A 21,507-nucleotide genomic window follows, 5' to 3' on the forward strand; every position below is an offset into this window, starting at 1 on the left:
CGGGACACCGGTTGAAAGGGAAGCCCCCTCTTTCAAGCCGGGCCCAGTGACCCCCCTGGCTGCGCCGCACGGGGGCCGGGCGTGACGCGCCTGACCCGGTACGTGACGGCGGAACTGCTGCCGCCGCTGCTGGCCGGCACGCTGCTGTTCACGGCGGTCCTGAGCTTCGGGTACTTCTTCATCTCCAGTCAGTGGCTCAGCGGCGTACCGGTGGGCCTGATCGCCCGCTGGATCGGGTACCAGATGCCGGACACGCTGGTGAAGGTCTTCCCGATGGCGGTGGTGCTGATGACCGTCGTGGCGTTCGGCCGCATGAGCACCGAGCGGGAACTCGTGGCGGTGCAGGGCGGCGGGATCAGCCTGGGCCGCATCGCACGCCCGGCGGCGGCCCTGGCGCTGTTCGTCACGGCGCTGTCGGTGTGGCTGAGCCTGTGGATCGCGCCGCGCGCGAACGTGGAGACGCGCGGCCTGTACTGGGACGCCCTGACCGGTGCGGGGCTGTCGCAACTGGTGGGCAAGACCGTGGACCTGGGGAACAACCTGACGCTGTCCATGGGCGGCTACGACACCGGCAAGCGGGAACTGCGGGACGTGCGTGTGCAGAAGTGGCAGGCGGACTCGGCGGGGCGCGGCACGGTCATCCTGGCCGAGCGCGGCACCTTCGAGAACAACCGCCTGAGCCTCAGCGGGTACTCGACGTTCGTGGTGGATTACGGCGCGGTCGCGGCCCTGACCCGCGTGCCCGAGAACGACCCGGCCGCGTTCCGCGCAGCGGTGCAGGACGTGTTCCCCAGCGTGATCGTGCCCGAGAAGGCCACGGACACCCTGAACGTGGATACCGGCCTGAGCCGCAAGCAGACGCTCGCGCAGTACGCCGACGCGATCGGCGCGGACGCCGAGGGCTGGCCCGAACTGATCACCAAGCTGACCGCGCCGGGCGTGAGCGCCGCCGACCGCGCCGGGGCGCGCGTGAACCTGAACCGCAAACTGGCCCTGCCGTTCGCGAACCTGGTGCTGGTGCTGGCGGCCCTGCCGTTCGCGCTGCGCTTTGGTCGGACGCTGGGCGTCAGCCTGGGCATCGCGCTGATGATCGCCGTGGCGTACTACCTGCTGTTCTTCGTGGGCCTGACCCTGGCGGGCCTGATCCCGGCCTTCCCGGAAGCGGGCGTGTGGCTGGCGAACGTGCTGTTCGCCGGGGCGGGCCTGTGGCAACTGAGGCGCACTTGAACGCACCCCCACCGCCCCCCATCGGGCCGACCGGGCCGGAACTGCGGACACTGATCATGTCCACCGGGTTCGGGCGCGGGCATCATCAGGCGAACCGCGCGCTGGACACGGCGCTGCGGACGCGCGGCGTGAACCTGCACGCCCGGCACACGGATTTCCTGACGTACCTGAACCCGGTCGAGCGGACCGTCACGGCCGGCACGTACGACCTGTGGCTGCGGTACGCGCCGGGCATCTACCGCGCGTTCTACAACTGGACGGACCGCGAGAGCGAACCGCGCGCCGTGGTGGACACCTTTCATCACATGGGGCTGCGCGGCACAGTCCGCGACGTGCGCGAGGTGCGGCCCGAGGTGGTCGTCAGTTCCTACCCGATTCCAGTGGCGGCGGCCGCAGCGGCCCGCACGCGCCTGCGGCTGAACTTCCTGAACGCGCTGATCGTCACGGACTACCGCGTGCATCACCACTGGGCGCGGCCCGAGGCGGACCTGCTGATGGTGGCGACCCCCGAGGCGGCCGCGCAGATGGACGACTGGAAGATCCCGCCGGACCGGGTGGTCGTGACCGGCATTCCCATCGCGCCGGTGTTCCGTGATCTGATCGGCGCGGACCGCGCGGCGCTGCGAGAACGCCACGGACTGCGCCCCGACCAGCCGGTGATCCTGATCTCGGGCGGCGGGACCGGCACGTTCCGGGCGCTGCGCGGCGTGCTGAACGAACTGTCGAACCTGGGGCGGCCCGTGCAGGTGCTCGTGCTGGCCGGCGCGGACGGGCAGGGCGTGCAGCAGGTGGGCGGCGCGACCGTTCACCGGCTGGGCTTCACGACCGACTTTCCCGAACTGCTGGCCGCCTCGGATCTGGTGGTCGGCAAGGCGGGCGGCCTGACGGTGGCCGAGGCGACCACGCTGGGCGTGCCGATGGTCATTCACGAACCCATTCCGGGACAGGAGGAGCACAACGCCGAGCTGCTGGAGCGCCACGGAGCGGCCGTCTGGGCGAGGCAGCTGAGTGAGCTGCGGCCCGCCGTGCTGCGCGCCCTGGACCGCGACACGCACGCGCAGATGAGCGCCGCCGCCAGCCGACTGGGCATCCCGGACGCCGCCGACCGCGTGGCGCAGGCGGTGCTGGGCCGCCTGGGACGCGCATGAAGTCCATCAGCCTGATCCACCGCGCGGCGTCGCTGGGCATCGCGGCAGGCCTGCTGATCGTCGGCGGGCCGTTCCTGCTGTGGCAGCGCGCGAACCTGGGCCTGCTGCGCGCCGGGCCGCAGACGCGCCGGGTGGTGGCCCTGACCTTCGACGACGGCCCGGACCCCCGCAGCACCCCGGCGGTACTGGACGCCCTGCACGCGGCGGGCGCGCACGCCACGTTCTTCGTGCTGGCCGCGCCCGCCGGGGCGCACCCGGACCTGATCGCCCGGATGCTACGCGAGGGGCACGAGGTGCAGGCGCACGCCGTGAAACACCGCCACGCGTGGCTGCGACCCCCCTGGGGCGCGTGGCGCGATCCGGGCGACGCGGCGGCCCGCATCAGCGCGGTCATCCGGCAGGTGGGCAGCGATCAGGCCATAACGCTGCACCGCCCGCCGCACGGCGCGTACAGCCTGTTCACGCGGCTGGGACAGCGCGCCGCCGGCCTGACCGGAGCGCACTGGAGTCTGGAAGTTCAGGACTGGCGGGCCGGGCAGACCCCGGATGGCCTGCGCGCCCACCTGCGCCGCGCCCTGCAACCGGGGGCCGTGATCGTGCTGCACGACGCGGGGCCCGGCGCGCGGGTGACCGTCCCGGCCCTGCCCGGCGTCCTGGCCGACCTGAAGGAACGCGGGTACGCCGTGACCAGCCTCGCGCGGCTGGAGGGACTGCGGCCGGTTCGCCGGGCCGACCTGCCCGCCCGCGCCATGGGCACCCTGGACCGTCTGCTGGACCGCCTCACGCGTACCGAACCCGCCGGGGACCTGAAGGACTCGATCCTGCGGGTCTCCCCCACCCGTTTTCCGGGCCCGGACCTGACGCTGCGCGGCGGCCTGACCCTGCGCGCAGGCGTCCCGGCCGCCGAGTACCATGCGAACAACGCTCTGATGTCGCAGCTCGGGCCGATCCGCACGGTGCGCGTGGCCCGGCAGGACTTCCGGCGGGTCGCGGCCGACCTTCAGCGCCGCCCGGAACTGCGTGAGGCGCAGGCCGTGTACTGCCAGTCGGCGGTCACGCCCATCCTGGAACGCCTGGGCTTCGAGACGCACGACCTGCCGCCCGCCACGGGGCGCCGCCTGCGCGTCTGGGCGAACGTGCTGCGCCGCGCGTACGGAGCGGGCGCAACCACGCAGGCCCCGAAACTCAGTGTCCTGAGCCGCGAGGACTTCCTGCGGCTGTACGGCGAGGTCCCGCAATAAGAGTGCCGCAGTAGGCACAGGCGCGCTACGCTGGGCGGCGTGAATTACGACGAGTTCGCCGACCTGTACGACCACCAGTACGACGTGTACCGCGACGACCTGCACTTTTACGGCGGCGTGGGTGAACGCGCGGGCGGCCCGGTCCTGGAGGTCGGAGCGGGCACCGGGCGCGTCACGTCGTTCCTGGCTCGGCGCGGCGTGAACGTCACGGGCCTGGAACCCAGCGCCCGCATGATCGAACGCGCCCAGGAACGCGCCGCAAAGGACGGCCTGAACATGCGCTTCGTGCAGGGCGACGTGCGCATCTTCCGCCTGGATGAGCGCTTCGAGACGGTCATCGCGCCGTTCAACGCGCTGATGCACCTGTACACCCCGAACGAGCAGTTGCAGGGCCTGGAGAACATTCACGCGCACCTGAAGACCGGCGCGGCCTTCGTGTTCGACCTGTACGTGCCGCGCTTCGGAAAGGCGAACACCGTGCGGCACGAGGGCGAAACCTTCCACGCGCCGGACGGCAGCCGCACCGACGTGTTCCTGGTGCAGCGGCACGACCGGCCCCGCCAGCACATCACCACCGAGTACCACGTGGACACCACGCAGGCAGACGGCACCCTGAAACGCCGCCATTACACCCTGACGCAGCGGTATTACACCCGCTATGAGGTCGAGTGGCTGCTGCGCTTCGCAGGCTTTGAGAGCCCCCGCGTGACCGGTTCGTTCCAGGGAGGCCCGCTGGAAGCCAGCAGCGACGTGATGGTGTTCAGCACCCGCGCCCTGTAACGGCCCCCGTTTCTGGTCGGCCCCGGTCTGAACCGTGTCTACCCGCCGGTCGCCTCGTTCTGCGCCAGGAACAGGCGGCCCACGCCCTGGATGAAGGCGTCGCGCCGCGCGAGTTCTTCCGGGGTGTAGCGTTGCTGGAGCAGGCGGTCCTTGAAGGTGGCAACGCTCTGGCCCACGGGCACGGGCCAGGTTTCGATGGGCGTGCAGGCGATGGTCTGATCCTGGCCCCACACCCAGTGCTCGTTGACGGGCAGTCCGGCCTCACGGGCCGCCAGGGGCCAGGTGGCGTCCACGGTCATGTCGCCCTGCGGGGCGTGCACGATCAGGTAATTGTGCACGTCGACGACCGCCTGCCCGCCGGTCAGGGCCAGCAGTTCGGCGGGCGCGTGGGCAGGCGGCCGGATTTCCTGCGTGCAGGCCATGACCGTGCTGCGCAGGCCTGCCTCGGCCAGCAGCGCGGCCAGCAGTTCGTGCTTGGTCGAGCAGGTGCCGCGCCACCCGCTGATGATGTCCTGCGGGTCGTGCGAGGCGGCGCGGGCGTACGGCATGTCGCGCACCAGCGCGAAGACGGCGGGAACGTCCGGAAGATCGTCGTGGTCGTCACGCAGGCTGCGGCTGACCGCCTCGCTGTGCAGGGCGCGGGTCAGGGGGGCGTCGGCAGAAGAGGTCATGCGGTCAGGGTACAGCGGCGCGGCCCGCCGTCCGGTCAGGAACGTGCGGGCCGCGCGGATGGGGCCGGTATCAGCTGGCGGTGGTTTTACGGGTGCGGCGCACGGGAGCCGGGGCGGGCTCTGCCTCCGCAGCGGCGGCCCCGGCCGCAGCGCGGGCGGGCTTCGCGGTCGCCTTTTCCGTGGGCTTTTCGGCGGGCTTTTCAGTCGCCTGTTCCGGAGCCTGCTCAGCGACCTGTTCAGGGGCCTTCGCGGCAGGGGCCGTGGCCACCTTCTCCACGCTCTTCTCGGGCTTCTCGGCAGTCTTGCGGGCCGGAGCGGCGGGGGCCGCGCCCTTCCCGCCCAGGTCGGCGGCGGTGATCAGGGTTTCCTGCGCGCCGATGCCGGTCGCGGCGAGCGCCCCGGCGGTGTTGGCGGCGCGGGCGGCCTCGGGCACGCTGGCCCCGCTGAGGATGGCGTGCGCGAACGCGGCCGTGAAGGTGTCGCCGGCCCCGGTGGAGTCCACGACCTTGCCCTCGGGGCGCACGGCGTCGACCAGTTCGGTCTCGGTGGGCGTCCAGGTGATGGAGCCCATCTTGCCGACCTTCACGATGACCTGCTGCGCGCCGGCCTCGCCGAGTTGCACCAGCGCGGCGCTGATGGAGCTGGTGCCGGTCAGGGCCTGCAGTTCGTGCTGGTTAAGCATCAGGTAGTCGGCGCGCAGCACGTCGGCGCGCAGGCTGGTCCCGGCCTTGTTCACGGCCCCGGTGCCCAGGTCGATGAAGACCGGGACGCGGGGGGTGGCGCTGCGGGCGGCGTCGATGGCGTTCAGGGCGAATTCGCGTTGCGGGCCCTCGATCATGGCGTAGGCGTTGATGATCAGGGCGTCGGCGGCCTGCACCTCGGCGGCGCTCAGCTGGGCGGGGTCCAGCTGGCGGTTGGCGGCCCCGTCGCTGATCATGGCGCGCTCGCCGCCTCCGGTCTGCATGACGGTGATGGTGCTGGTCAGCAGGTGCGGGTCGCGCTGGATGGCGTTCTCGCTGACGCCGCTGTCGCGGACGTGGCTCAGGGCGTACTCAGCGAACGGGTCCTGGCCGACGCGGGCCGCCAGCGTGACGCGGTGGCCCAGGCGGGCCAGGGTGACGCTGATGGTCCCTCCGGCGCCGCCGGGTTTCATACTGGCCTGCCGGGGCGTGACTTCCTGGCCGGGCTGGGGCAGGCGGTCCAGGTGGTAGAGGTGGTCAACGGTCACGTCGCCGATAACGTAGAACTTCACGGGAGTACCTCCAGGGCGCGGCGGGCGGCCCTTGTGGATCGAGTCGGGGTGGGGCTGGGGCGCGTAGAAACTGGTCTTACCGTATCACGCCGAGTTTCACAGCCATGTCACGCAGGTCATGCAGGGCGACGTCCTCGGCGCGCACGTCGGGGCGGATGTTCAGGGCCGCCAGGGTCGCGTCGATGGCCTCGCCGTCATGGCCGATCATGCGCAGGTTGTTGCGCAGGGTCTTGCGGCGGTGGTGCAGGGCCGCCTCAATGAATTTCAGGAATTCGGGTTCCGGCGCCGGGCGGTCGCGGTCGAAGTCCAGGCGGATGACGCTGCTGGTCACGTCCGGCGCGGGCAGGAACGCGCCCTTGGGCACGTCGCGGACGTGGCGGACGCTGCCGTACAGGGCGGCGATGGCGCTCAGGAAGCCGTAATTGTCGGTGCCGGGTTTCGCGGCGAGGCGCTGCCCGACTTCCTTCTGGACCAGCACGGTGGCGGACACGATGCCCGGCGCGCGCATGAAGCGGGAGAGCAGCAGGCCCGTGATGTAGTACGGCAGGTTGGCGATCACGCGGGTTCCGGCCGGGAGGGTCGAGTAGTCGAAGTCCAGGGCGTCGCCCCAGATGATCTGCACGTCGGTGTCGCCCAGCGTTTCGGCCAGGACGGCGCGCAGGCGTTCGTCCTTTTCCAGGGTGGTGACCTGCGCGCCGCGCGAGTGGATCTCGCGGGTCAGGACGCCCAGGCCGGGGCCGATCTCCAGGACGGGCACGCCGGGCGCGGCCCCCCCGGCCTCGGCGATGGCGCGCAGGATGTTCCCGTCGATCAGGAAGTTCTGCCCGAGGCTCTTGGTGGGTTTCAGGCCGTGGCGGGTCAGGAGTTCGCGCACGCGGGCCGGTGAGTACAGCGGGGCGGTCGCTCCGCTACTGGTGGGTGGGATCGGGTCTTTCAAGGGGTTCAGCTCCGGTGGGGCCGCCCGCACAGGGCAGGGGCAGAGTGTCCCGCGTGTGTCTGGGCGGGCGGCTTCATCCGCGCAGCGCGGGGATTTCAACGCGTCAGTATACTCGGCAGGTGAGTGTTCCGTTCCGGCCGAGTGTCCTGTTTCACCTGAGTGTCCGCGTGCGCCCCGCCCGGGTCCGCCCCGTTCCCGGTCTGTGCTGGGGGACGAGGTGAGTGCCGCCCGCCGCCCGGACGCCGGGCAGGCCACGCCGGAGGAACTGAACAAGGCCTCCTCGCAGGCGGCACCGTCTGAGCCGGTCCTGTCCCTGCCGGACCTGATCGGGCAGAGCGAGTGGCGGCTGGCGCTGGCGACCGCGCGGGTGCAGGGCGCGCCACTGGACCTGGAACAGGCGCTGGACGCTGTGCTGACCGCGCAGAGTGCCGTGCGGGCGCGGCGGTACCCGGCGGCGCGGCAGGCGGCGGCCGAACTGACGCCGCTGCTGCCGGCCCTGCCGGAGCCGGAGGGGAGCGCGCTGCGGGCGCAGGTGGACCCGGAGGCGCTGACCGGGGCGCTGCGGGCACTGGACGCCGGGCAGAAGGTCACGGACCCGGCCGAACTGGCGACGCTGCTGGCCGGGGCGCTGGCGCAGCCGCTCACGCGGGCCGAGGCGCTGAACATGCAGGGCATCCTGCACGCCGTGAGCGGCGAGGCGGAGCAGGCCCGCGCGCTGCTGGACGCGGCCATGCAGGCCGATCCCGGGCACTACCGCGCCCTGACGAACCTGGGCAACCTGGAGATGGAAGCCGGGCAGTTCGCGGAGGCCGAGGCGGTGTACCGGCGGGTGCTGGCCCTGAACCCGGAGTACGACGGCGGGCACCATAACCTGGGCGTGGCGCTGCGCCGCCAGGGCCGCGTGGGCGAGGGCGTGAAGTCTATCCGGCGGGGGCAGCAGCTGAGCATGAAACGCTCGAAGGACGACACGAACGCCGAGATGAAGGAGCAGTTCGCGCAGAATCCGTTCATGAGGAACCTGCGCTGGGTGCTGATCGCCGTGGTCGTGCTGATCGTGTTCCTAGCGGTGCGGGGCGTGGGCGGCTGACGGTGCCGTGGGTCCTGAACGGCGAGGGCGCGCGGGCGGTGGACGCGCGACTGGACGGGGCCGGGCTGCTGGACCTCGCCATGGAGGAGGCCGGGCGGGCCGTGGCGGACGCCGCGCAAGACCTCGCGCCGCAGGGGCCGGCGTTGCTGCTGGCGGGCGGCGGCGCGAACGGCGGGGACGCGTTCGTGGCGGCCCGGCACCTGCTGACGCTGGGGCGTGAGGTGCTGGTGCTGGCCCTGCCGTCCCGGCACCCGCTGACGCGCCTGAACCGGCGGCGCTGGCGGGCGGTGGGCGGCGTGACGCGGCCCCTGAGTGCCAGCGCCGTGTCTCACCGGGCGCCGGGGGCGGGCGTGATCGTGGACGGCCTGCTGGGCACCGGGTTCGGGCCGCCGCTACGGCCCGCGCTGGCCGGGGTGATCGGGGCGCTGGGTGCGGCGCGCTCGCACGGCACGCCGGTCGTGGCCATCGACCTGCCCAGCGGTCTGGAGGAAACTTCGGCGCTGGTTCCGGACGGCCCGGATGGCCTGCCGGGCACAGCCGGGGCGGACCTGACCGTGACGTTCATGGGCCTGAAGGCCGCGTTGCTGTTCGGCGCGGCAGCGGCGCAGGCGGGGCGGGTGCAGCTGATCCCACTGCGGGTGCCCGGCGACTGGGTGCAGGCGCAGGCCGTCGCGGAGCAGCCGACCGACGCGCACGTGGCGGCCCTGCTGCCCGTGCGCCGCGCGGACGCGCACAAGGGCACGGCGGGCCGCGTGTGGATCGTGGGCGGTCACCCCGGCACGGTGGGCGCGGCGGGCATGGCAGGCGTGGGGGCGCTGCGGGCCGGGGCGGGTCTGGTCACGCTGCACTCGGCGGCGGACGTGCCGCTGCTGATGCCGGAACTGATGATTCACCGGCACGCGGACCTGCGCGCGGCGCTGCTGGGCACGCCAGAGTCAGGGCGGCCGGACGCGCTGGCGGTCGGCATGGGCCTGGGTCCGGACGCCGCCGCGCTGGCCCGCGAGCTGCTGCGCTGGCAGCGGCCCACCGTGCTGGACGCCGACGCCCTGCAGATCGAACTGGCCGGGCACGGGCACGCGGCCTGCATCTGGACCCCGCACCCCGGCGAGGCCGCGAGGCTACTGGGCACCAGCACGCAGGACGTGACCCGCGATCCCCTGAGCGCCGCCCGCGCCCTGCAACAGCGGCTGAGCGGCGTGGTCGTCCTGAAGGGCGGCCCCAGCGTCGTGGCGTACCCCGGGGGTCTGAGCGTGTCGCGCGGCGGGCATCCAGGCATGGCCAGCGGCGGCATGGGCGACACCCTGTCCGGCATCCTGGCCGCGCTGCTGGGCCAGGGCCTGAGTGCGCGGGACGCCGCCGTGACCGGGGTGCGCCTGCACGCCCGCGCCGGGGAACGCGCCGCGCAGGTGCACGGCTACGGCCTGAGCGCCTCGGACGTGGCGCAGGAACTCGGCGGGGCGTGGCAGGACCTGAGCGCCGCCCTGCCCGCACACCGGCCCGGCTGATCCGGCGCGTCCCGTCTGATCCGGATTCCGTCCGTTTCGTTAACAACCCGGGACGGCACCGGGTTGCCAACTCCACGCCCGGAATCCGCTCTGCTCCTGCTCGCGTCCGCTCGGATGGAACGGTTTTTGCAAACCATTCCATCGGAGTCCGTCTGCCTCCCGCCGGGACGTGCCTAGCCCCCACTGGGGGGCGGGGCCTCCCTCCCCCCTACACGCGTGCCGGACGTGAACTTTCCCTGACTGCGCCCGGCAGGAAAGGTGCTAGTTTGCTGGTATTCATGCAAGGCCTGCTGAGCGACCTTCCCCTTCTGGGCGTCCTGGAATTGATTCACACGACCCGGCAGACCGGCGTGCTGGAAGTGCAGGCCGACGTGCCGTTCACCGTGGCCTTCTTGAACGGTGAGATCGTGTCGGGCGGCATTCTGGACTGGCTGGGGGCCGAGGCACTGTACGCCAGTCCCATGCTGCCCGAAAGCGGGATGTTCACGTTCCAGCCGCGTCCCGTGACGGGCACGCCGCTGGGCGCGTACGGGCACTTCTCGACCGACTGGGCGCGCATCAGTGACGAGTGGGGTCAGGTGTGCGCCGTGATCGGCAGTCCCAGCCGCGTGTTCCAGGGGCAACTGCCGCTGTTCGACGTGCCGCAGGGCCGCTCTGTGCGCGCCGCGGCGCGGGAGGCGGAAGTGCCGCTGTTTCAGGTGGCGCAGGTCGTGTCGCAGGCCGTGCGGGACGGGCGACTACACGCCGAGGACCGCTTCGAGTGGTTCCGGCTGCGGCTGATGCCCACCCGGCAGCGGGCCGCGCTGCACCCGGTGGCGCGCGTTCTGGACGGCGAACGCACCCTGGGGGACGCCGTGGCGCAGGGCACGCCGCTGAACGAGGTGCGCGATTACCTGCTGGGCGAACTGCGCCTGGGCCTGCGCTTTCCCGGCAGCGGCTGGGTCCTGCGTGACCTCGTGTGGGAGCAGCAGAACCTGAAGTGATACGGATTCCGTCTGTTTCGTTGACAACTTGGGAAGGCGCCAAGTTGCCAACTCCACGCCCGGAACCCGTCCGGCTCCCACTCGCTCTGCGGAGCAGCTCTACGAGTCCGCTCGGGTTAAACGGTTTGTGCAAACCATTCAACCGGAGTCTGTATGATCCGGCAGTCCGCCCGATCTGACCGGCTGGCTGCCCAGCGCAGCGTGACTGCTCTAGAATGCCCGGCATGTTGTTTCTGTCGGCCCTGCTGTTGCTCGTGGCGTTCCTGGTGGGCAGTGCCCCGGTCGGGCACGCGGTCCTGTCGCGCTCGGGCGTGAACGTCCGCGTGACGAACGCCTACAACCTGGGGGTCGAGAACGTGCTGCACCGCGTCGGCCCCGGTCTGGCGTTCGTGACGGCGCTGCTGGACGCCTCCAAGGGCTTCCTGGCGATCCTGATGGCGTCCAGCGTGAACAACCCGGAACTGTCAGTTCTGGCGGGACTGGCCGCGTACCTGGGGCACCTGAACCCGCCGCGCGCGCTGTACGGGCAGACGCCGCCGCGCGGGCGGGGGAATCTGGTGCTTCTGGGCGTCATGGCGGGACTGGCCGTGACGGGCGCCGTGCCGCTGTGGGCGGCGGCGCTGCCGGTCGTGGTGTACGCGGGCGTGGCGGGCTTCTGGGGGTACGTGACGGCCGCGACTCTGGCGGGCGTGCTGGCGTTCACGCTGGCGGTCGCGGCGCTGCCGCTGGGGCCGGCCGCGAAACTGGCGGCGCTGGGGCTGCTGGTCGCGGCGGGCTGGCGGTTCAAGGAGAACCTGGGCCGCATGCTGGACGGCACCGAGCCGCGCCTGGGCGAGGCGGTACCCATGGCGGGCCGCCGCAGCGACGAGGTGGTCGCGGCGTTCATGATTCACCCGATGACGCTGGAGAACTTCTGGAGCGCGCGGCGCTTCGCGTGGCTGCGCCCACTGGTCGAGCGCGGGTTGGTCAGCGAGGCGGGCGTGCGGCAGATGGCCGAGAGCCTGCGTCCCATGAAGATCGGGGAGTTGCAGGGCATCCGCACCACGGACGGCAAACGCATCCGCTGTTACCTGCTGTCCAGTCCGCTGCTGCCGGACGTGTTCCGTGATAACCCGGACCTCGCCACGCGCCGCGCCATCGAGGGCGCGCGGCTGGCGCAGGAACTGGGCGCGGAGGTGTTCGGGCTGGGCGCGTTCTGGTCCGTGGTGGGCAACAAGGGCGTGGACGTGCAGGCGGCCGTGCCGGACATCACCATCACGAACGGCGGGGCGTACACGTCCGGGACCATCAAGGCCGCCATTCCGGGCATCCTGGAGCACTTCGCCGCCGAGGGCCGCGACCTGAAACGGGCGACGGCCGCTGTCGTCGGGGCCAACGGGGTGGTCGCGTTCGGCATCGCGCGGACCATCGCGCCGCAGGTGGGGAAGGTGATCATGATCGGCCGTGACCTGGAGCGGCTGGAACGCAGCGCCGCCACCCTGCGCCGCGCCTCGAAAGACACCGAGATCGTCACGACCACCAGTTACGACACCCTGAAGGAAGCGGACCTGATCTTCACGGCGACCAGCGACCCGAACCCCGTGATCTTCCCGCAGCACGTGAAGCCCGGCACGTGGATCTTCGACGAGGGCCGCCCCGCCGACGTGGACGAGAGCGTGGCCGCCATTCCCGGCGTGCGCGTCATTCCCGGCGGCGTGGTGCGGCCCCCCGGCGGCATGACCAGCAACATCGACCTGCAGTTCGGGGAGGGACAGGTACCCGCCTGCCTCGCCGAGACGCTGATCATCGCCGCGACGGGCGAACACTGGCGTAAGAGCCTGGGGCCGCAGACGCTGACCGAGAACATCAACTTCTTCGTCGAGCAGGCCGCCGTGCTGGGCTTCGAAGTCGTCGACTGACCCCGGCGGGCAGGTCACCCTGGGGGGCCGCCGCGGAATGCCGCGCGGCCCCTTGCTGTTGCCGTGGGCGGCCGAAGATCAACGATTGATGGAGGGCCAGACCGCCAAAAACCGGGTACTGGTGGGGTCGGAAGTCTATGCTGCGGGCCAGATGCGGCGTGGTAGGTGGGATTGGGCGGATGGGGTGCGGGGTGTCCTGATCCTTCTGGCGCTACTGGGTGGCCGCGCCGGGGCGGCCGAGGTGCCATTGTGGCTGGGGCCGGCGCGTCCGGCAGTGGTGGCGGGCTGGCCCCCGGCGGGTGTGGGCGGGGCCTGCGGCGAACCGGCGGGGCGGCTGGAGCGGGTGCTGTGGGAGGCGACGCGCACGCCGGACGGGTCAGACCTGTCGTGCGGGAACACGTTCGTGGAGTTCATGCGCACGCCCCGTGACCTGAACACGCCGGTGGACGCCTTCGACCGGATCGCGCAGCAGGTGGTCGGGGCGCGCTCGGAGGTGCTGCTGACCTCCATGGAGTGGCGGGGCGGGCCGGGCATGCCCGGCTGGACCTTCGCGCGGGCCGTGCGGGACCTGCACGCGCGGGTGCGGGCCTCTCCGGGCGAGTACCCGCAGGGCGTGGCGGTGCGGGCGCTGCTGGGCGGCTACCCGGACCCACTGGACCCGGACGGGACCGGGCCGGCGCGTGCACTGGTGCGCGACCTGCGGGCGCTGGGCGTGCCGCTTCAGGACGCGGCGCTGGGCTGGCAGGTGTCGGTCCTGAACTTCCGGTTCCTGCCGCACAGTCACGTGAAACTGCACGTGATCGACGGCACGGACCTGACGGTGGCGGGTTTCAACTTCTCGCCCTGGCACCTGCCGGCGGGCGGGCCGGAATCGCTGCCGCAGGCGCGGTCCCTGCACGACCAGGGGTTGCGGGTGCGGGGGCCGGTCGCGCAGGCGGGCGTGGCGGCCTTCGATGACCTGTGGCGGCACTCGTGGCAGTTGCGCTGCCCGCCACTGGTCGCGCCGGACGCTGTGAACGCCGCGTGCGTGCGGGGCGAGGCGGACCCGGTATCGCACCCGCCGGCAGCGCGGGAGGCCGTGCGGGCGGGCGACGCGCGGGCGTTCCTGCTGTACCGGCGGCCCGGTGGGGAGGATCAGGCAGACCGTGCGCAACTGGCGCTGATCGGCGCGGCGCAGGAGTCAGTGGATCTGATGCAGGCGGATTTCGGGACGTCGCTGACGTGCTGGTTCGCGTTCCTGCGGCCCGATCCGTGCCAGGCGGAGGATCAACCGCCGTACTTCGGGGCGGTGCTCGCGGCGCTGGAGCGGGGCGTGCGCGTGCGGCTGCTGCTGGTGGATTACGGGGTGGGGGCCGTGCCGAACCGCTCGGCGGTGGCCCTGCTGCGCCGCGAGTTGCGGCGGCGCGGCCTGGAGGACCGTTTCGAGGCGCGCTACACGACGTTCCCCATGCACACCAAGGCGCTGGTCGTGGACGGGTCGGTGGTCGTGGCGGGCAGTATCAACTTTCATTTCAGTGCGTGGGGGCCGTGGGGACTGGCCGAGGCGGCCCTGGCGACCTCGGACGTGGGCGCGGTGGCGGCGCAGACCGCGTCGTTCGCGGAAGCGTGGCGCACGTCGAGCCGCCCGGTGCCGCGCGAGTGGTGGCTGGGCCGCGTACCAGTGGGCGTGCCCTGAGCAGCCAGGAGGCTGGCGGGTGGCACGGTCTGCGCGACAGGCGGGCATTACACTGTCGGGCATGACGTCGTTCGCTGTCCTTGTTTCCTGTTCCGTTCGGGTGATCGCGCGTGGTTGAGCGCCTTCACCTTGCCAAGCCGCGCGGCTTCTGCGCGGGGGTCGTCATGGCGATTCAGGCGGTCGAGAAGGCCGCACAGAGCGAGTCGAAGCCGGTGACGGTGTACCACTCCATCGTGCATAACCACACGGTCGTGGACCGCCTTCAGGCCGGGTACGGCGTGCATTTCGTGGAGGACCTGGACGGTGTGGACGCCCTCCCGCAGGGCGGCGAGACGGTGGTGTTCAGCGCGCACGGCATCAGCCCGGCGGTGCGCGAGCGGGCGCGGGCGCTGGGGCTGGCGACCATCGACGCGACCTGCCCGCTGGTCACCAAGGTGCACACCGAGGCGAAAAAGTACGCTCGTGAGGGCTTCACGATCCTGCTGATCGGGGACAGTGCCCGGCATCAGGAGGTCATCGGCACGCAGGGCGAGGCGCCGGACAGCACCATTCTGGTGGGCGTGCTCGGCAAGACCGGCGAGGGCCTGCACGACCCGCACACGGTGCAGGTGCCGGACCCGCAGAAACTGGTGGTGCTGACCCAGACGACCCTCAGCGTGGACGACACGCGCCGCACGGTGGAGATCCTGCGTGGGCGCTTCCCGGCGCTGGTGGTGCCCCCCAGCGAGGACCTGTGCTACGCCACCAAGAACCGCCAGGACGCCGTGAAGGCCATCGCGCCGCAGGTGGACCTGTTCCTGGTGCTGACCAGCACGCACTCCAGCAACGGCATGCGCCTGCTGGAACTGGCAGAGGCGGAGTGCGGGCGTTCCGTGCGGCTGGAAACAGCGGCGGACCTCGCGGGCATGGATTTTGCCGGCGTGCGCTCGGTGGGAATCACCAGCGCGGCCAGCACGCCGGACGATCTGGTGCAGGCGGTCGTGGCGCACTTCCGGGCGCTGAACCCGGCGCTGGAGGTCATCGAGGAGGGCGAGTGGGAGAACATCGAGTTCCGCGAGCCGAAGAAGATCCTGCCCACCCAGGCGCTGCCCCGCACCCAGCAGTGAGGGGCGCTGGTGGGCAGTGACTGGCAGCTGAACGTCCCGGCCCTGCTGGACTTCCTGTTCCGGGTCTTCGTGGCGTGGCAGGTCGTGTGGGGGCTGGTGGCGTTCGTGGCGGTGTGGCGCGACAAGCAACTGGCACAGGCCCGCGAGGGCCGCCTGCCGGAGGCGACGCTGCACCGCTTCGAGCGGCTGGGCGGGTGGGCCGGGTCGTGGGCGGGGCAGCAGGTCTTCCGGCACAAGACGCGCAAGGTGGCGTATCAGCGGGCTTTCCGGCGCATCTGCCTGTGGTGGGCCGTGGCGTGGGCGGCGCTGCTGGCGCTGGTCGTCTGGATCTGACCCAGCCTCAGTTGCGACCCCAAATGCCTGTCAATTGAAAACCATTTGACCTTCATTCCTGTCACGCGCTAAGATGCACCGCATGATAGTAGTGAAGGTCGGCGGAAGCGCCGGAATCGATTACGACGCCGTCTGCGCGGACCTCGCCCAGCGCTGGAAAGCCGGAGAGAAACTGATCCTCGTGCACGGCGGCAGCGGCGAAACCAACCGCGTGGCAGAAGCCCTGGGCCACCCCCCCCGCTTCGTCACCAGCCCCAGCGGGTACACCAGCCGCTTCACGGACCGCCAGACCCTCGAAATCTTCGAGATGGTGTACTGCGGCAAGATGAACAAGGGCATCGTGGAACGCCTGCAACGCCTCGGCGTGAACGCCGTCGGCCTGTCCGGCCTCGACGGCCGCATCTTCGAAGGCCGCCACAAGGACTCCGTGCGGATCGTCGAGGACGGCAAGACGAAGATCCTGCGCGGCGACCACACCGGCACCGTCGAGAAAGTGAACACGGGCCTGATCGACCTGCTGCTGGCGGGCGGGTACCTGCCGGTCCTCACGCCCCCAGCCAGTTCCTACGAGGGTGTGGCCATCAACGTGGACGGTGACCGCGCCGCCGCCGCGCTGGCCGTCGCCCTGAAAGCCGACGCGCTGCTGCTGCTCTCGAACGTGCCGGGCCTGCTGCGCGCCTTCCCCGACGAGAGCAGCCTGATCCGCGAGATTCCCGCCGCCGACGTGGAGTCCTACCTGGAATTCGCGCAGGACCGCATGAAAAAGAAAGTTCTCGGGGCCGCCGAGGCCGTGCAGGGCGGCGTGAAACGCGTGATCTTCGGCGACGCCCGCGCCGGGGAACCCATCAGCGCCGCGCTCGGCGGGGCCGGCACCGTCGTCTCGTAGCACCGTCGTCTCGTAGACCGGACTTCTCCCATAGCACCCTCTCCCGCAGTGCCGGGCGGGGGTGCTATGCTTCCCAGCCGATGTTGACCCCCGCCGAACTCCTGGAATTCCTGAGCGTCAAAGGCGGCTGCGAGCACCGCGTGACCGCCCTGCTCCGCGCCGGGCGCGGCAAGAAAGCCAGCGTCCGCGAACTCGGCGAGTACCGCCTGACCGCGCGTGGCGAACAGGTGCAGGCCACCGGCCCCAGCGGCCAGACCCGCCACCTGACCCACCAGGAATTCCACGCGGTCTTCGGATCGTACGTATTCACGCCCGCCCAGGCGACCGGCGTGATGACCGACCTCGGCCCCCTGTTCGGGTAACGCAGGCAGGCCAGCAAACCGTCGCGGCGCACTCCCATGACGTTGGAGTGAACCGCGACGGCCTGCGCAACTTTTACTGGTTGCTGGTGGGGAAGCTGAAGGCGCTGAGGGTCACGTCGACGGTGCGGGTCTTCCCGGCGCGCTGCACGGTGAGTTTCACGCGGTCGCCGATGCGTTTGCCGATGATGGCGCGGCGTAGGTCGTCGCCCTCGCTGATGGTCTGGCCGTCCACGGCGGTGATGATGTCCCCGTCGGTGTTCAGAGTGTCTGCGCCGCTGCCCTGCGTTTCCGCCTGCCCGTTCAGTTGCAGCCCTGCGGTCGTGCCGCCCCGGAGTCCGGCGGCGGCGGCCGGGCTGTCCGGCGCGACTTCCTGGATCAGGGCGCCCTGGGCGGGGAGGCCCGCCTGTTTGCGCTGCGCGGCGCTCAGGACGCTCAGGTCCGTGAACTGCACGCCCAGGGTGGGCGTCTGGATCACGCCGCCCTTGCCAGCCTGGAGTTGCGGCAGGAGTTTCTTGACGGTGTTCACGGGAATCGCGAAGCCTACGCCGGCGCTCTGGCCGCTGCCGCCGGTCAGAATCTGGGTGTTCACGCCGATGACCTGACCGGCACTGTCCAGCAGCGGCCCGCCGCTGTTGCCGGGGTTGATGGCGGCGTCAGTCTGGATGACGCTCTGCTCGACGCCCCTGGTTCCGACCGGCACCCGGCGTTCCAGGCTGCTGATGATTCCTTCAGACACGCTGAACTCCAGGCCGAAGGGTGCGCCCATCGCGACGGCTTTCAGGCCCACGTCCAGGTTATCGCTGTCGCCCAGCGGGATGGGTCGGGCGGCCCCGCTTGGCAGGCCCTCGGCGCGGATCAGGGCCAGGTCGAAGTCGGGGGCGCGGGCCACGACTTTCGCCTTGTACTCGGTCTTGTCACCATGCAGGCGGATCGTGATCTCGCTGGCTCCCTCGACCACGTGGTTGTTGGTGATGATGTCGCCGCTGCCGGTCACGAAGAAGCCGCTGCCGGTGCCAGTCTGAGCCTGCCCGCTGCCACTGCCGTCATCCGGCAGGGTGAAGGGCAGCTGCTGTTGTAGACGCTGACGCAGCTGCGCCTGAGCGCTGTTCGCGCTGCTTTCCCTGACGCTCACGTACACCAGTCCGGCCTGGCGGTCCTTGACGACCTGCACGGTGTTCGCCTCGGATTCCGTGCGGGCGCGGCCTCCGTCGTAGGTGCCGTTGGCGGCCTGCACCATCTGCCCCTGCGCGCCGCTGCCGGCGCTGAGGTTGGTGTCCGGCGCGGTCTGCGAGGTGACCGCCTGCGTGGTGGCCGACGCCGTGACTGGGGCCGTGCGGGTGTTCAGTTCGTAACCGACCAGCCCACCGACAGCGAGGGTTCCGGTCAGGGCCAGGATGGACAGGGAGCGTTTCATGGGGGGCATTCTGCCGGGTGGCGGTTACAGTCCGGTTAAAAAAGACACGGCACGCGCCGAGGGGACAGGGGCGGCACGCCAGAGGCCGCCAGTCCGGGTGGACGGCGGCCTCTGCGGGGTGTCCGGCACGGGGCCGGGATGCGGGGTTACTTCTTGCGTTTGCCGGCGGGTTTCTTGCCACCACCTGCGGTGGTGCGTTCCTTGGCGTCACGCATGAAGGAACGGAGCTTGGCCTCGAACTGAGGGCTCTGCCGTCCGATTGCGCGGGGGCGGGGCACCTCCTCGGGCTCCTCGAGCAGTTCCTTGATCGAAAGATCGAGTCGGCCCCGCTCGTCACGGCCCAGGACTTTCACTTCCACGTTCTCGCCTTCGCGGACGTGGTCGTGAATGTTGCGCACGAACGAGTGAGCGATCTGCGAGATGTGCACAAGGCCCGTCTCGCCGTTCTCGAACTGGATGAACGCGCCGAAATCGGTCACGCGCGTTACGCGGCCCTCCACGACCGCGCCGGAATCAAGCTGCACCAAAGGTGTTCTCCTTGAAAAGCATGAGGCTCATGGTACACCATCCCCCGCACTCATGCGCCGCAGGTTCATACGCCGCCTGCGCGAACGTGAACGTCACCTGAGCGGCCTCCTCAGAAAGCGCGGCCAGCACGCATCCCATCCTCACCTCAGCCGGGGGTCTGAACCGGGTGCAGCGCGGGCCGCAGTTCAGCTCTCCCCCGCCCGGCGTGGGGGCCGGATGCTCTAGATTGGCCTCATGAAGTTGCGCGGCACGCTTGGTGGCATGAATCTCCTGCTGGAACCCGCTGACACGGCCGGGTCTGTCGCCGAGGCGCTGGGCGTGCGCGCCACGCTCCTGACCGGGCAAATCACTGTGGAACTCCAAGCCGACGTGGACCCCCAGGCCCTTGAGGAAGCCCTGACGCGCATCCGCGCCGCCGGGGGCACGCCGGGCCGTATCCGGGCCACGCGCGCGCCCGCCCCCATGCCGGCCCCGGCGCCAACGCCCATGTCGGCGCAGTCCAGCCCTGCACCCCACAGCCCCGCGTCCCACAGCGCGGCGTCGCACAGCGCGGCAGCTCGCACCACCGCCGCCCAGCCGCCGGTCGCCTCGGGCGTGCCGGGCGGGCGCACGGTGATCGTGCCGCACACCCTGCGGGCCGGGTTCCGGGGTGAGTACCCCGGCAGCGTGATCGTGCTGGGCGACGTGAACCCCGGCGCGGAAGTCGTGGCGGGCGGCGACGTGATCGTCATCGGGGCCCTGCGCGGCCTCGCGCACGCCGGGCAGGGCGGCCACAGTGACGCCATCGTCTGGGCGCGGCCCATCGCCAGCCCGCAGCTGCGTATCGGGGACGCGGTTGCCCGCGCGCCCGAGGGCAGCAGCCTGAGCAACATGCGCCACCGCGAGGACCAGCCCACCGCCGAGGTCGCCCGCCTGAGCGGCGGTGTCATTCAGATCGACACGCAGAAGTAGATTGATGGTTGATGGTCAACAGCGTGTGCGCGGCCTGAGCGGTCATTTCAAAGCCACTCACTGCCTGCACCCCACTTCCCTTACACGGCCGGGAAGCGCACGCCGCCCAGTTCGCGGTTCAGGTGGGCGGCCAGGGAGAGCAGGCGGCCGTCCTGTCCGGCCGGGGCAACCAGTAGCGCGCCGCTGGGCGGGCCGTCGATACCAGGGGGCGTGACGGGCAGGGCGAGACTGGGGTAGCCGGCCTTGGCGGCCAGGCCACAGCCGTGAATGCCGGGGAAGATCAGCAGGTCGAGGCCGTCGGCGAACAGCTGGTCGAAGCCCCGGGTGCGGGTCAGGCGCAGATCGCGGTCGCGGGCGCGGCGGTAGTTGGTTTCGCTGGCGTCGCCCCGGGTGCCCTGCGCGGCGTGCAGGAGCGTCTGGCCGTAGCGCAGCAGGTGTTCCGGGTCGTGGTCGTTCGCGTCGATGACTTCCTGAAGGCTGCGGGGGCCGTGCGTGACGCCCGCGAGGTAGGCGTTCAGGTCGCCCCTGAATTCGTATTCGAGGACTTCGAGGTTCCAGCCGCTCGCGTTCAGTTCCTGGCGGGTGGGGAACGTCCGGTCGTGGGTGATGGCGTTCAGGTCGGTCAGCAGGGCGCTCAGGTGGTCCAGGGCGGCCTGCTCGGCCGGGCTGACGTGCGGTTCGTCGCGGATGATGCCGACGTGCGCGCCGTTCAGGGCGGCGTCGCGGATGCGCAGGTCCGGGACGGGCAGGCGGCGGCTGGCCTCGTCATGCAGGTCGGGGCCGGCGATCACGCTCAGGATCAGGGCGGCGTCGCGGGCGCTGCGGGTAATGGGCCCGGCGGTGTCCTGGCTGTGGCTGATGGGGACCACGCCGGTGCGCGGCACGAGACCCAGGGTGGGTTTCAGGCCGATCACGCCGTTCTGGTAAGCGGGACTGACGATGCTGCCGCTGGTTTCGGTGCCGATGGCGGCGGCGCACAGGCGCGCGGCGACCGCGACGCCGCTGCCGCTGCTGCTGCCGCCGGTGTCCAGGGTGTCACCCCAGGGATTGACGGTCTGGCCGCCGGCGCTGGAGTACCCGTTACTCATGCCGACGGTCATGAAGTTCGCCCATTCGGTCATGTTCGCCTTGCCCAGGATGATGGCCCCGGCGGCCCGCAGGCGCGCGACCAGCGGGGCGTCCGCTGCGGGCACGTGCCCGAGCAGCAGGCGGCTACCGGCGCTGGTGGGCAGGCCCGCCACGTCGATGTTGTCCTTGATCAGCAGGGGCACGCCGTGCAGTGGGCCGCGCTGGCCCTCGCTCAGGGCGTCCAGGGCGTCGGCGCTGCCCTGCGCGTCCGGGTTGACGGTGATCACGGCGTGCAGGCGGGGGTTCAGGGCGTGCAGGCGGGTCAGGTACGTGCGGGTGACCTCGCTGGCGGTCAGGTCGCCGCGGCGGGTGGCGGCGGCAAGCGAACAGGCGTCCAGATCGAGGATCGGGTCGGGCATGGTCAGGGTCACGCCCTGTACTGTACCCACGTCTAT

20 protein-coding genes and 1 pseudogene are annotated in these 21,507 nt (G+C 71.3%); 14 read left to right on the forward strand and 7 right to left on the reverse strand.

Annotation, left to right across the window (positions count from 1 at the left end; translation table 11 throughout):
- Nucleotides 1-81 precede the first annotated feature (81 nt).
- From M8445_RS13760 to M8445_RS13775, 4 genes are read left to right on the forward strand one after another with little or no spacing between them, the layout of a single operon-like run.
- Complete coding sequence (locus M8445_RS13760) at nt 82-1,227, forward strand: LptF/LptG family permease (protein ID WP_273988444.1); 1,146 nt, start codon at nt 82-84, stop codon at nt 1,225-1,227.
- A 56-nt stretch (nt 1,228-1,283) separates the two neighbouring features.
- Nucleotides 1,284-2,375 (forward strand): MGDG synthase family glycosyltransferase, encoded by a 1,092-nt coding sequence (locus tag M8445_RS13765; RefSeq protein WP_273990923.1) that lies wholly within the window; start codon nt 1,284-1,286, stop codon nt 2,373-2,375.
- Complete coding sequence (locus M8445_RS13770) at nt 2,372-3,616, forward strand: polysaccharide deacetylase family protein (RefSeq protein WP_273988445.1); 1,245 nt, start codon at nt 2,372-2,374, stop codon at nt 3,614-3,616. The genes M8445_RS13765 and M8445_RS13770 overlap by 4 nt, the downstream gene beginning before the upstream one ends.
- Nucleotides 3,617-3,655: 39 nt before the next feature.
- Complete coding sequence (locus M8445_RS13775; RefSeq protein ID WP_273988446.1) at nt 3,656-4,396, forward strand: class I SAM-dependent methyltransferase; 741 nt, start codon at nt 3,656-3,658, stop codon at nt 4,394-4,396.
- A 38-nt stretch (nt 4,397-4,434) separates the two neighbouring features.
- Here M8445_RS13775 and M8445_RS13780 read toward each other — a convergent pair whose 3' ends face one another.
- The 3 genes and pseudogenes from M8445_RS13780 to rsmA all read right to left on the reverse strand — a co-directional run bounded on the left by M8445_RS13780 (nt 4,435) and on the right by rsmA (nt 7,256).
- Nucleotides 4,435-5,067 (reverse strand): hypothetical protein, encoded by a 633-nt coding sequence (locus tag M8445_RS13780; protein ID WP_273988447.1) that lies wholly within the window; start codon nt 5,065-5,067, stop codon nt 4,435-4,437.
- Nucleotides 5,068-5,407: 340 nt separating this feature from the next.
- Nucleotides 5,408-6,319: pseudogene (locus tag M8445_RS13785) on the reverse strand (carbohydrate kinase family protein); the annotation flags it as partial.
- 76 nt (nt 6,320-6,395) lie between these two features.
- Nucleotides 6,396-7,256 carry a 16S rRNA (adenine(1518)-N(6)/adenine(1519)-N(6))-dimethyltransferase RsmA gene (rsmA, locus tag M8445_RS13790; protein WP_273988449.1) on the reverse strand — a complete coding sequence of 287 codons (861 nt, stop codon included), beginning with the start codon at nt 7,254-7,256 and terminating at the stop codon, nt 6,396-6,398.
- A 217-nt stretch (nt 7,257-7,473) separates the two neighbouring features.
- On the opposite strand from rsmA, the gene M8445_RS13795 reads away from it, so the two are divergent.
- The 9 genes from M8445_RS13795 (at nt 7,474) to M8445_RS13835 (ending at nt 17,091) form a co-directional block, all read left to right on the forward strand.
- On the forward strand, nt 7,474-8,343 hold the full coding sequence (locus tag M8445_RS13795; RefSeq protein WP_273988451.1) for a tetratricopeptide repeat protein: 870 nt from the start codon (nt 7,474-7,476) through the stop codon (nt 8,341-8,343).
- Between the two features lie 80 nt (nt 8,344-8,423).
- On the forward strand, nt 8,424-9,848 hold the full coding sequence (locus M8445_RS13800; protein WP_273990924.1) for an NAD(P)H-hydrate dehydratase: 1,425 nt from the start codon (nt 8,424-8,426) through the stop codon (nt 9,846-9,848).
- Nucleotides 9,849-10,126: 278 nt separating this feature from the next.
- Entirely contained in the window at nt 10,127-10,831 is a 705-nt protein-coding gene (locus M8445_RS13805) for a DUF4388 domain-containing protein (RefSeq protein ID WP_273988453.1), read from the forward strand.
- Between the two features lie 224 nt (nt 10,832-11,055).
- Nucleotides 11,056-12,729 (forward strand): glycerol-3-phosphate acyltransferase, encoded by a 1,674-nt coding sequence (locus tag M8445_RS13810; RefSeq protein WP_273988455.1) that lies wholly within the window; start codon nt 11,056-11,058, stop codon nt 12,727-12,729.
- Between the two features lie 151 nt (nt 12,730-12,880).
- Nucleotides 12,881-14,404, forward strand: a complete 1,524-nt coding sequence (locus M8445_RS13815; RefSeq protein ID WP_273988456.1) for a phospholipase D-like domain-containing protein — start codon at nt 12,881-12,883, stop codon at nt 14,402-14,404.
- A gap of 110 nt (nt 14,405-14,514) precedes the next feature.
- Nucleotides 14,515-15,510, forward strand: coding sequence for a 4-hydroxy-3-methylbut-2-enyl diphosphate reductase (gene ispH, locus M8445_RS13820; RefSeq protein ID WP_273988457.1), 996 nt, complete (start codon nt 14,515-14,517; stop codon nt 15,508-15,510).
- Nucleotides 15,511-15,519: 9 nt separating this feature from the next.
- Nucleotides 15,520-15,843, forward strand: coding sequence for a DUF1294 domain-containing protein (locus M8445_RS13825; protein ID WP_273988458.1), 324 nt, complete (start codon nt 15,520-15,522; stop codon nt 15,841-15,843).
- 82 nt (nt 15,844-15,925) lie between these two features.
- Nucleotides 15,926-16,729, forward strand: coding sequence for a [LysW]-aminoadipate kinase (locus M8445_RS13830; protein ID WP_273988459.1), 804 nt, complete (start codon nt 15,926-15,928; stop codon nt 16,727-16,729).
- A gap of 80 nt (nt 16,730-16,809) precedes the next feature.
- Entirely contained in the window at nt 16,810-17,091 is a 282-nt protein-coding gene (locus tag M8445_RS13835; protein WP_273988460.1) for a hypothetical protein, read from the forward strand.
- A 73-nt stretch (nt 17,092-17,164) separates the two neighbouring features.
- Here M8445_RS13835 and M8445_RS13840 read toward each other — a convergent pair whose 3' ends face one another.
- The 3 genes from M8445_RS13840 to M8445_RS13850 all read right to left on the reverse strand — a co-directional run bounded on the left by M8445_RS13840 (nt 17,165) and on the right by M8445_RS13850 (nt 19,162).
- Nucleotides 17,165-18,505, reverse strand: coding sequence for a S1C family serine protease (locus M8445_RS13840; RefSeq protein ID WP_273988461.1), 1,341 nt, complete (start codon nt 18,503-18,505; stop codon nt 17,165-17,167).
- 146 nt (nt 18,506-18,651) lie between these two features.
- Nucleotides 18,652-19,032, reverse strand: a complete 381-nt coding sequence (locus M8445_RS13845) for a S1 RNA-binding domain-containing protein (protein ID WP_055362658.1) — start codon at nt 19,030-19,032, stop codon at nt 18,652-18,654.
- Nucleotides 19,019-19,162: a hypothetical protein gene (locus M8445_RS13850; protein WP_273988462.1), complete on the reverse strand. Its 144-nt coding sequence runs from the start codon at nt 19,160-19,162 to the stop codon at nt 19,019-19,021. The genes M8445_RS13845 and M8445_RS13850 overlap by 14 nt, the downstream gene beginning before the upstream one ends.
- Before the next feature lie 105 nt (nt 19,163-19,267).
- Here M8445_RS13850 and M8445_RS13855 point away from each other — a divergent pair, with 105 nt between their 5' ends.
- Entirely contained in the window at nt 19,268-19,984 is a 717-nt protein-coding gene (locus tag M8445_RS13855; RefSeq protein WP_273988464.1) for a septum site-determining protein MinC, read from the forward strand.
- Between the two features lie 80 nt (nt 19,985-20,064).
- Here M8445_RS13855 and M8445_RS13860 read toward each other — a convergent pair whose 3' ends face one another.
- Nucleotides 20,065-21,483 carry an amidase family protein gene (locus M8445_RS13860; RefSeq protein ID WP_273988465.1) on the reverse strand — a complete coding sequence of 473 codons (1,419 nt, stop codon included), beginning with the start codon at nt 21,481-21,483 and terminating at the stop codon, nt 20,065-20,067.
- Nucleotides 21,484-21,507: the final 24 nt, after the last annotated feature.

Origin of the sequence: Deinococcus aquaticus (genome assembly GCF_028622095.1) — a bacterium.
GTDB classification, from domain to species: Bacteria; Deinococcota; Deinococci; order Deinococcales; family Deinococcaceae; genus Deinococcus; species Deinococcus aquaticus.

Bases quoted from the DNA above. Each gene is read 5' to 3' on its own strand.
- M8445_RS13765 (WP_273990923.1), top strand. From the start codon at position 1,284: ATGTCCACCGGGTTCGGGCGCGGGCATCATCAGGCGAACCGCGCGCTG.
- M8445_RS13770 (WP_273988445.1), top strand. From the start codon at position 2,372: ATGAAGTCCATCAGCCTGATCCACCGCGCGGCGTCGCTGGGCATCGCG.
- M8445_RS13780 (WP_273988447.1), bottom strand. From the start codon at position 5,067: ATGACCTCTTCTGCCGACGCCCCCCTGACCCGCGCCCTGCACAGCGAG.
- M8445_RS13800 (WP_273990924.1), top strand. From the start codon at position 8,424: ATGGAGGAGGCCGGGCGGGCCGTGGCGGACGCCGCGCAAGACCTCGCG.
- M8445_RS13805 (WP_273988453.1), top strand. From the start codon at position 10,127: ATGCAAGGCCTGCTGAGCGACCTTCCCCTTCTGGGCGTCCTGGAATTG.
- M8445_RS13810 (WP_273988455.1), top strand. From the start codon at position 11,056: ATGTTGTTTCTGTCGGCCCTGCTGTTGCTCGTGGCGTTCCTGGTGGGC.
- M8445_RS13815 (WP_273988456.1), top strand. From the start codon at position 12,881: ATGCGGCGTGGTAGGTGGGATTGGGCGGATGGGGTGCGGGGTGTCCTG.
- M8445_RS13830 (WP_273988459.1), top strand. From the start codon at position 15,926: ATGATAGTAGTGAAGGTCGGCGGAAGCGCCGGAATCGATTACGACGCC.
- M8445_RS13835 (WP_273988460.1), top strand. From the start codon at position 16,810: ATGTTGACCCCCGCCGAACTCCTGGAATTCCTGAGCGTCAAAGGCGGC.
- M8445_RS13840 (WP_273988461.1), bottom strand. From the start codon at position 18,505: ATGAAACGCTCCCTGTCCATCCTGGCCCTGACCGGAACCCTCGCTGTC.
- M8445_RS13855 (WP_273988464.1), top strand. From the start codon at position 19,268: ATGAAGTTGCGCGGCACGCTTGGTGGCATGAATCTCCTGCTGGAACCC.